We start from the raw sequence: 10113 nt of genomic DNA on the forward strand, positions 1-10113 counted from the left end.
ATGTTGAAAAAGGTTTGCATGCAGTTAGCATGCTTGGTGCTAGTAGCCTTCACTACGGTGATGGTGCAGGCCAGCGATAAACCCAAAGTTTTGCTGATGATGTCCAGCCATACCGCGAAAGCCAAAGGAGCGCTGTTATCTGATTTGGCAGCGGACCAGCCGTTTACCCTGGAGATATTTAATAGCAAGGGGAAGAGTGAAGAGCAGATAGCACAGGCCTGGGGATCTTCCAGCCTGGTGTTGCTTGACGGTATCAATCCGGCACTCTCCCAATTTATGTTTGGTAAATACCAGCCGCTGCTAACCCAGTACCCCAAAGTGCCAGTGGTTGCCCTGGGGGATGCCGATAACGCCTCTATGAATCAGGGGCTGACTTCTGAACAGCATCAATCCATCGCTGCGTATTTCAATAATGCTGGGCGGCAGAACTACCGGCATTTGATGCAGTTCCTCTCCGCCAAAATCTTTGGTCTCTCTGCGCTGTCTGTAGCTGAGCCAATTATTGTGCCAAAAGTGGGCTTTTATCATCCGCGCCTGCCGAATCTGGTGACGGATAGTAAAGAGGCGTTTTTTAATTGGCTGCAGGCATCTGCAGACCAGCCGGTTATTGCGGTAGCTATTCATCGCTCGGTGGTGGATTACGAGCAGCAGCAGGTGGTGGATGCAGTCTTAGCTGGCCTGGAAGAGAAAGGCGCTAAGGCTTTTGCTTTTTTCTTTGAAGGAGAAGATCTGCCGCTTTCCTATCCGGATTTACTGCAAGACGAAGCGGGGCAAACGCGTATTGATCTGATGATCAATTACCGCTCCCTCCATTATGTGAGTAAGCGTCGCGCAGAGTTCGAGAAGCTGGGTGTCCCGGTGATTCACGCCCTGAATTATACCGAGGGCAGTGAAGCGGATTACCTTGCCGATAATAGTGGGGTTTCTCCTTCGTTAACCCCGTTCTTCCTGGTAATGCCTGAAGATACCGGTAGTATCGATCCGGTAATTGTCGCCGCCAGTGAAGGTGGCAATAAGATTGTAATGGCAGACCAGCTCAATGCGCTGGTGGAGCGCGCCTGGAGCCATGCCTCACTTGGTTACAAGAAAAATAGTCAGAAAAAGGTGGCTACCTTTATCTGGAACTACCCTCCCGGTGAGAAAAATATTGGTGCGGCCTTCCTCGATGTACCTTCTTCTATTGAGTCTATCGCCAAAGCCATGGCGGAGCGTGGCTATCAAATAAAGCAGCAGGACTCCAAGACCCTGATTGGTTGGGCCGGCCAATTGCTGCGCCCCTATTATCGCCGTGAAGACAGCACTGCACTGATTGATAAAGGTTTGGCTGACTGGATGCCACTTTCCACCTACGTCGATTGGTTTAATCGTTTGCCGGCTTCTGTGCGCGATCCCATTGTGGAACGCTGGGGTAATCCGGAAGATAACTCCATGTTGGCAGATCATAACGGTGAGCGGGCGTTCGTAATCCCACGTATGACATTGGGTAACCTGATTGTGCTGCCACAGGGGGTGCGCGCGGAGAATGCCAAAGATCATGCCTCCCTGTATCACGATATGAAAACGCCGGTAAATCATGCTTATCTGGCGGTTTATCTTTACGCGCGCAAAACTTTCGGGGCCGATGCCTATATTCACTTGGGCACTCATGGCTCCCAGGAGTGGCTAACGGGCAAGGAGCGTGGACTCTCTGTGTACGACGCGCCAAATTTGGCCCTGGGCAATATCCCGGTGTTCTATCCCTACATTATTGATAATGTGGGCGAGGCCATGCAGGCCAAGCGTCGCGGCCGCGCGACCATGATCAGCCACCTGACACCGGGCTTCGCTAAAGCGGGTCTTTATGCCGAAGTGGCTGAACTCTCTGAGTTGATTGGTAATTACCTGACTCTGGAAGAAGGGCAAACCCGGTTGAATACCCGGGAGCGCATTGTCGCCCTGGCGGACAAGCTGAACATGCTTAAGGATCTGGAAATCAGCGTCGAAACCCTGCAGGCTGATTTCGATGGCCAGCTCAGCCGTCTTCAGGACCACTTGTCCCAGCTGGCTGACATGAGCCAGTCGCTGGGCATCCATCGTTTTGGTCAATTGCCCAAGTCAGAACATCTCACCAGTACCATGCTGCAAATGTTAGGTGAAAACTTTATCTCCGCCGCAGGCCAATATGAGAGCGAACAGGGCCTGGCTTTGCCGCAGGATCAGGTGCTGGATGAGCGCAATGTGGTCGCCCTAGAAGCGCAGCCGGGTTATCAGCTTTTGGATGCTTACCTGGCTGGACGAAAGTTGCCGGAGCTTTCTGAAGAGCTGCAAAATCACCTACAGCAGGGCCGGGATTATGCCGATAACTTTGCCGGTATCGCTGAACTGCAAAACCTGATGCTGGCGCTCGACGGTGATTACATTCCAGTGAGCTATGGGGGTGATCCTATTCGCAACCCGCAGGCGGTGCCTACCGGTCGCAACCTGATTGGATTTAACCCGGCTAAGGTGCCATCCAAGGAAGCCTATGAAGCCGGCGTCCAGCTGATGGAGCAGACCATTGCAGACTACCGGGAAAAGCACGGTGGCTTCCCGGATAAGCTGGCATTTTCCCTTTGGTCCCTGGAGACGATGCGTCACCAAGGTGCGTTGGAAGCGCAAATACTGCATGCGCTGGGTCTCAAACCCAAATGGAATCAGCAGGGTAATGTTACCGGAACTGAGGTGATTCCTTATTCAGAATTAAAGCGCCCTCGTATTGATGTGGTGATCTCTGCTACCGGCCTATACCGCGACGCTTTCCCTAATGTGATGCTGTGGCTGGCGGAAGCCATCGATAAAGTGGCGCAGATGAAGGAGGAGAATAATTTTGTCTATCGTCACAGCCAGTCCCTATTTCAGCAACTAAAGGAAGAAGGTAGTTCTGAAGAGGACGCGCGCTATCTTTCCTCTGTGCGCATTTTCTCCAATGAAAGTGGAAATTATGGTACGGGCCTGAATGGCGCCAGCCTGGCTTCCGACAGCTGGGAGACAGACGACAAACTGGCCGACCTGTATATGCGCCGCATGGGCTTTGCCTATGGCAAGGATGAATCCCGTTGGAGCGAAGACCAACGCAATGTTGCACTCTATGGCAAGGTACTTTCCGGCATCGATGGGGTGATTTTCTCCCGCTCCACCAACCTCTACGCAATGATGACTAATGACGACCCTTTCCAGTATTTTGGTGGTATGGGGCTTGCGGTGCGTAATCTAGACGGCAAGACACCGGAGATGTATGTCTCCAACTTGCGCCGTAAGGACAACATTAAAACCCAGACCTTAGGAGAGTTTGTCAATCAGGAAATGCGCAGCCGTTATTTCCACCCCCGCTGGATTGAAGCGATGCAGGAATCCGGCTATGCCGGCGCAACGGCAATCCTGGATCGCGTGAACAACATGTGGGGCTGGGAAGTGATGACCCCAGAAACTATCCGCGACGACCAATGGCAAGAGATGTTTGAGGTCTACGTGGAGGATAAATACCAAATGGATATGCGTGAGTTCTTTGAGGAGCACAATGCGGAAGCGCTGGCACAAATGCTGGAGCGCATGCTGGAAGCAGTGCGCAAGGGCTACTGGCCTGCCGATGCCGAAACACTTAAGAAAATGGTGGAGACTTACATCGAACTTGCCAATCAACACGATATCGCAACAGACAATGAGAAGTTTACTGACTTTATTGGCGAGCAAGCGCTTGGTTTTGGTCTTGCCCCATTAGTCAATGGCCAAGTGGTGGGTAGCCCCGCCGCAAGTACTGTAGCGCCTCAGCAAGTGAGTGGCCAGAAGCTTGAGCAGGTTGAGAAGCCAAGTGCTCAGGAAAAGTCTCAGAAATTTTTATGGCTGATTCTCCTGGGAATTTTACTGGCTGGCTGTTTTAGTGTGTTTTTTGATCGCGCTTTCGATGCATGGAGTCAAAGGGTTACTCACGCTTAGAAAAAAACTTGGCTATCCACTGGATTTTCTAAGCAATCATAAAACTTTCCAACTCTCCAAAAGTCAGCGGGAGTATTAACTCCCGCTGACTTTTTCTGCTGACTCTTATCGATAGTATTCCCTGTTGCTCACAGCCCAAATCACCGCATAAGTTCGCTGATCTTGTCGTTATCTCTTGCGCGCGACGGTAAAAGATTGAGGTGATGTCCGATCAGCGCGAAGCTCTTTTTGACAGTTTTGTGAAAAAATTTTGAAAAATTATTGCGTGGAAGTCGGCGTAAAGCGTCTCAAGAGTAGAGAGAATGTTAAGAAGGGTTAAGTCTTAACGTGACGGGGTGCTCAATTTTGCAGCACTTATCTGAGTTATCAAGCTCGGATTGAAAAAATTTCCCCGGTAAAAAGAAAATGGTAAAACAAATTTCCGATTTTGCCACCTTCTATAATTGTACCCATCCTTCATGGGAAGGTGGGGCAAAGTGGCGCAACGTATGTTATAGAAAAAGTAAACCTGAAGCGCCCAGTCTAAAAATAGTTCCAACTGAAACCAGTTTTCTTAAAGCGTCTTTTCTGGACCTTCGTCACTTCCAAAATGTGAATCCAGTTTTTTCTGACAAATTTTTTCGTCAAAGGCCAAGAAATTTGTTGAAAATGCTTTGTCTGGCTTTTGCATCAATTCGTTTTTTATTTTCATCTCCTTCGGCCGTTTATCTGAAGTGGATACTCTTGTTTTTTTCTTGTTTAAGTCGCATCCAAACAGGTGTGGGTCTGTGTGTTGGCCCTGTGTTTGTGAGCGCGCAGTTAAAGAAGGGCGGCCCCGAGTGCGGGTCAGCTGATATTACTGGGCTCAAATGCTCTCTCAAAACTTGCGGCAGGTTTTTGTTGTGAATGCCAGTAGGGGAGATGAAAACCAATATGACGCATAAAGATAAAAAACTTGAAGGGGCCTCTGGTGGTTCAGTTTGTAGTAGTTTAATTTTCAGGTTTTTCAAAATTGAATTGATATTGGAAAGCGATGTATATCTTGATGTTTCGAGAGCATGCTAAAAATTATTTAGGAAATTCCTTGGTGTTTTTTGGCTGAATTTTTGCAGGTTGGATTTTGTAGGATGATTCACAGTTTGAAATTTGTAGTAGAGCACCAGCTGCTTTTCAAAAGTAGTTCTCAGCATTGGCATGATTTCTGTCACGAGAGTTTTTAGACGTTTGATGTTGGAAGACCACGGTTAAGGTGTGATTTCTTTCAATTCGTTAAATAATGGGTGGCTACAAATGAGAGGTGGCTCAAAAATTACTCAATTTTATCTGGTGCTGAGGCGTCACCACCTGATAAATTTCTGCATAGTTTTTTTGAATACCTCTCTGGTTCTTGTCCTTTGGTGTCGATGTTAAATTTTTTGAAAATTTTTTTGAACTTTCGGTCGCGCCAGATGACTTACGGCTGTCCCTCTAAGAGTATTATTTTTTGTGGGACACGAAGTGAAAAATTTTTTGGTTTTTACTTTCTTCTGTGAAGTGCTTTCCAAATAAATTTTGAGGGGTTGGTACTATAGCGCGTCTCCACTGGGGCGGCTTGGTTATCTCAATTCTTACCTCATCCTTATTTGGTGCAAGGGATCAAAAAGCTGTTTTTTTGTGCCTTTTTTTAGGGCGTTTTAGATAAATAATTATTTGGGGTGTGAGCCGTGAAGAAGTTGGCATTTCCTGTATTGGTTCTGGTTTTAGGTGCAGGTTATTTTTTCTGGTTGAAAAATCAGCCCGCACCAGAAAGTGAATCTGCCAAGTTGCCTGAACCTAAAATGGTGATTGATAAGGTTCCGGTTAAAACGGCTTCTTCGGAAGTGGCTGAAGACGTTTCTGTTCCTGAAGGGGAAATTGAAACGGCTGAGAAATCACTTTGGACAGAATCAGAGTTAGCAAAAGAAGTGCTTCACGAAAATGGGCTCCTACCTGTGGACCTTAATGGTGAAACCTATTTGGAACTCGATGTAGAAAAGCTGAGGAGCCTTGAAGTTGGGGACTATATCGATATTGATTTGCCCGGTATTGATGGAAGTTATGATGCCCAGGTAGGCGAAGTCGAACTCCATGCTAGTGGAAATAAAAGTTTGCAGGTGAATTTTCTTGGACAAGCCCGACTGCACGGGGCCACCTTTACTATCGGTAAGAATTCTGTTTATGCCCAGTTAAACACTCCCGCTGGCTCATATACTATGGAGGCCCGGGATGGTTATGCATGGATTGCTCCTAACGGTGCCCTGATACAACATCATGTTGAGAAGCATGATAAAGATTTGTTATCTGATGCACCGCGTGAGAAAAAATGGAATGATAAAGATTTTCCTCTGAATGATTTTGAGTAAAAAAAGAATTGATTGGAGGTAATCCTTCAAATCGATAATCAAGCTAAGGAGAGCTGATGTAAATCCTGCGGATACCGGAAGTTTATCTTCACAGGCGGTTAAAAATTCAGGACGATCTTTTAGTCGAGTCAGGGTATTAATAGCATATAGCTAACATACTATCAGGCAGCCAATTAATTCATTGGTTGTTAAAAGTAGCCTATGCACTACTTATAATAAAAGGAGTCTATAATGAGTTTTAAGAAAAGCCTGGCGGTTGCTATTGCAGCTCTCACCGTTTCTGGTGTAGCAAGCGCTAAAACTGTTGATATCGCTATTATGTACACCACTCCGGCTGCGGAATACACTGGTGACATTTCTGCTAAAATCGACAACTACATCAGCTATGCCAACAATTCTTACAAAAGAAATGGCATCGATATCCAGTTGAATCTGGTTGATAGCTGGAAAGCTTCCAGTTCTGACTTCCGTGTAAACGAATCCACCCTGGACCTGATTACTGACCACAGTTCTGTAAAGAGCTGGCGCTCATCCAAGAAAGCCGACATGGTGGTTTTCCTGGGTAAAGCAGAAGAAGTTGTTGAAAACGGTGGTACATACATCACTTGTGGTATTGCCTGGGTTGGCCAGGGCAGCAACGGCACCATGTATAGCAGTGCCAAAGATCGTGCTTTCAGTGTGACCGGTGTTGACTGTGGATATAACACTTTCGTGCATGAACTGGGCCACAACATGGGTCTGACTCACTCTACCAAGCAGGGTGATACTACTGGTGGCGTTTACTCTTATGGTATGGGTCATGGTGTAGACAACAAGTTCTCCACCATTATGGCTTACCCTTGGATGTACGGCTCCAACGTTACTCAGTACGATTGGTTCTCTGATCCCGATTGGAATGAGTGTGGTGGCCTGGCTTGTGGCGAGCGCTCTGGCGGCAGAGATATCTCTAATGCTTATAAAGCTCTTGGCCCAATCGTTGACGATATTGCTGGTTACTATTAATAACTCGCTTTATCTATACGATAAAAACAGCATGCTGGCTATTGTACCTATTAGCCTCAGCTTGCGCCTCTAGTCATCGACTAGAAGAAAGCCAGGGTTTTCCCTGGCTTTCAATTCCACTATTTGAAAAGCGACAAGCTAATTGGCAATACCTTCTGAATAAAGGTAGAGAATTTCTTTGAGCTTATTTAAAAAAGCGAATACTGATAGGGTAGCGCCAGAATATCCCATCGTTGGCTCGAATAGCTCCGATTAGAATAAAGATCACATTGATTAAGGCTAGAGCAATTAACCCCAAAAGACCGATGCCCAGGACTATTAGAATAGTGCTCACGATGGAGTAGATAAATAGGCTGATCATCCAGTTGAAAATCATCTTGCCATGGCGGTCAACTTCAGTGACCTGATCTTTGGTGGTTGCCCACATAATGACAGGTAATACAAATCCAGCTCCGGGAATAATAATCCAGGCCAGTTGGCTCAGATGTAAAAGCATTAGAAAGGTGTTTCTTTCTAATCCCCATGGTTTGTAACTATCCATTACTGCATACTCTTGTTAATTAACTGTTCAAAGTTCTGTCTTTACTGAGTGGATCATAGCCACTTACTCGTTTTAGTGGCAAGTTGCCTCGCACTTACTTTTTTTTGTTGATTATTTCCCCATTCACCCATTCACCCATTCACCCATTCACCCATTCCTAGCCCTCACTATTCTGACGCCAGGCGACCAGCCAGGCCGAGGAAAACCACACCTAAAAAACCGTCGAAGTGCCGATGGAATGTTGATTGATTGCTCAGTGTCTGCTTCAGTCTGCTAAAAGAGAAAGAAATTACTGTGTTTACAGTGAGTGCAATAGTGCTGAGGAGAAACCCTAGTAGCAGTATTTGCTGTGTGAAGGGCTGGGCAGAACTAGTAAATTGCGGTAAAAATAGGCTGAAAAATACTAGAGCCTTTGGGTTCATTAAGTTGTTGATCAGCCCTCTGGTGATTAGCTGTGGGGCGCTGAGAGGCTCAATGGCTACTTGGCGTTGAGGGTTCCCTAAATTGGAACGCCACTGGCGTATTAAGTTAATCCCCAGCCACGCCAAGTACAGTGCTCCTAGTATCTTCACCGCCAGGGCAATAAAGGGAATAGTCTGCATGATATGCCCGAGACCAAAGGCGACCAGCAACGTTTGCGTTAGCCCCGCCAGAAATACACCCATGCTGAGCAAAAAACCAGCGATAAGACCTCGGGTTGCCGAGTAAGTTGATATTAATAGTAGGTCCGGCCCAGGGGAGATTGCCAGCAGGACAGATGCGCCAAGGAACGTTACTAAAATCGGAAATTCGGGCATTAAATTAACTCCAGAGAAATTTTCTGGGGCGCCATTATAGCTGTAATGACCGCAACTCATCCCTTAGATAGATATCATGTGATTTCACCAAGGCAACCTTTCGGAGCCTATGACTCTTTTCACATAAGTGCTCTAAGTTGGCTAACAGATGAACAGCATCAGCATCCACAGAGTGATCTCACGCAATATCAATAGATATGTTATTTGTACCAATTTGCTGAGATGATGCTTAAAGAGGGCTCTTCTATGCTTTAGAGAAGTCCGTTGATGGTGAGTGACAGATGAAGGTTTTGATTGTTGGGGCGGGGACAACGGGCCTAACTGCCGCTTGTGCATTATCGTTGCAAGGCATTGATTGCCAGATCATTGAGCGCCGTAGCCAGCCTACCCAGCTCTCTCGTGCCGTTGGTATCTTCCCTTCTACTATTGACCTGCTCAGTAGTATTGGTGTTTCTGCAGATTTATTTTCTGAAGCGGTACCGATGCGGGGGCTTCAGTATTTGAGAAATGGAAGGCGCTTATTGTTTCTCGACTTTACCTCTAAGGAATACCTGGGGAAGACTGGACTTTTTTTCCCGCAAAATAGAACAGAAGCGGTTTTGGCTAGTGTGCTAAGGCAGCGGGGAGTTAATGTGCAGTACGGTTTGCAATTAACCGATATTACTAGCCAAAATTCTTCAGCAATAGTGGAATATTCCAATCACCATAGGGAATCGTTTGACTGGGTGATTGGTGCTGATGGCGTCCACTCCCTGGTTCGCCAGAAAATGGGGATAGGGTATCCTGGACTAGATTTACCAGAGAGGTGGTCGATTGCCGATGTAGAGGTAAACGGGTACATGCCTCCCAACTTGGTCACGGTTAACTTACAGGAGCCAAGTAACAGTCTGAGTATTATTTTGCCACTTGGGCAAGGGCGTGTCAGGGTGGTTTCTTCCAAAGAAGATGCGCTTTCCGTCCTTCTACAGCCACTCGATATCAAAAAAATACATAGCCAGGGGAGTTTCCAGATATCGGTCAGACAGGCGGAAACCTATTATAAAAATAGGGTCTTACTTGCTGGAGATGCGGCCCACTGTCATTCTCCGGTTGGTGGCAAGGGAATGAATCTGGGAATTGCTGATGCTGTGGCCGCAGCCAGGGCTATTTTTCGAGGGGAAATTGAGCAATATGCCTGTGAGCGCCACAAAATAGCTAAAGAAGTAATCAAGAAAACTGAATTTGCCCGGAAGATAGTAACTTCGAACAACCTTATGATGAAATGTGGGTTATGGGTCCTAGCCAAAACTATTGAGGTTGTGCCCGCAATGCGTCGCGGTTATATCCGTCATTTAATGGAAATTTAATTAACACATAGGTAAACCACCGCCTCTGGCGGTGAGACTTGACAGGGCTCTGCCGTTCCGGCGTGCAGAGTAAAAATATGGCCTCCATGAACCGGCAAGTTCTATAAGGAGGCCAT

General features: G+C 46.9%; 7 protein-coding genes. 5 read left to right on the forward strand and 2 right to left on the reverse strand.

Translation table 11 applies throughout. The features are described from left to right. The 4 genes from cobN (at position 1) to LC073_RS17950 (ending at position 7313) form a co-directional block, all read left to right on the forward strand. Positions 1-3951, forward strand: a complete 3951-nt coding sequence (cobN, locus tag LC073_RS17935; protein WP_226648691.1) for a cobaltochelatase subunit CobN — start codon at positions 1-3, stop codon at positions 3949-3951. Positions 3952-4356: 405 nt separating this feature from the next. Next, positions 4357-4836 carry a hypothetical protein gene (locus LC073_RS17940; RefSeq protein WP_226648692.1) on the forward strand — a complete coding sequence of 160 codons (480 nt, stop codon included), beginning with the start codon at positions 4357-4359 and terminating at the stop codon, positions 4834-4836. Positions 4837-5633: 797 nt separating this feature from the next. Beyond that, a complete protein-coding gene (locus LC073_RS17945; protein WP_226648693.1) occupies positions 5634-6311 on the forward strand; it encodes a hypothetical protein in 678 nt (225 codons plus the stop codon). Positions 6312-6542: 231 nt separating this feature from the next. After that, entirely contained in the window at positions 6543-7313 is a 771-nt protein-coding gene (locus LC073_RS17950) for a reprolysin-like metallopeptidase (protein WP_226648694.1), read from the forward strand. Positions 7314-7497: 184 nt separating this feature from the next. On the opposite strand, the gene LC073_RS17955 is transcribed toward LC073_RS17950, so the two are convergent. Together LC073_RS17955 and LC073_RS17960 are read right to left on the reverse strand one after the other, a co-directional pair. Beyond that, complete coding sequence (locus LC073_RS17955; protein WP_226648695.1) at positions 7498-7854, reverse strand: DUF4870 domain-containing protein; 357 nt, start codon at positions 7852-7854, stop codon at positions 7498-7500. Between the two features lie 167 nt (positions 7855-8021). Next, positions 8022-8651: a LysE family translocator gene (locus tag LC073_RS17960; RefSeq protein WP_226648696.1), complete on the reverse strand. Its 630-nt coding sequence runs from the start codon at positions 8649-8651 to the stop codon at positions 8022-8024. A 281-nt stretch (positions 8652-8932) separates the two neighbouring features. Here LC073_RS17960 and LC073_RS17965 point away from each other — a divergent pair, with 281 nt between their 5' ends. Continuing rightward, a complete protein-coding gene (locus tag LC073_RS17965; protein WP_226648697.1) occupies positions 8933-9997 on the forward strand; it encodes an FAD-dependent oxidoreductase in 1065 nt (354 codons plus the stop codon). Positions 9998-10113: the final 116 nt, after the last annotated feature.

The organism is Microbulbifer variabilis (assembly GCF_020524905.1).
GTDB classification, from domain to species: domain Bacteria; phylum Pseudomonadota; class Gammaproteobacteria; order Pseudomonadales; family Cellvibrionaceae; genus Microbulbifer; species Microbulbifer variabilis_A.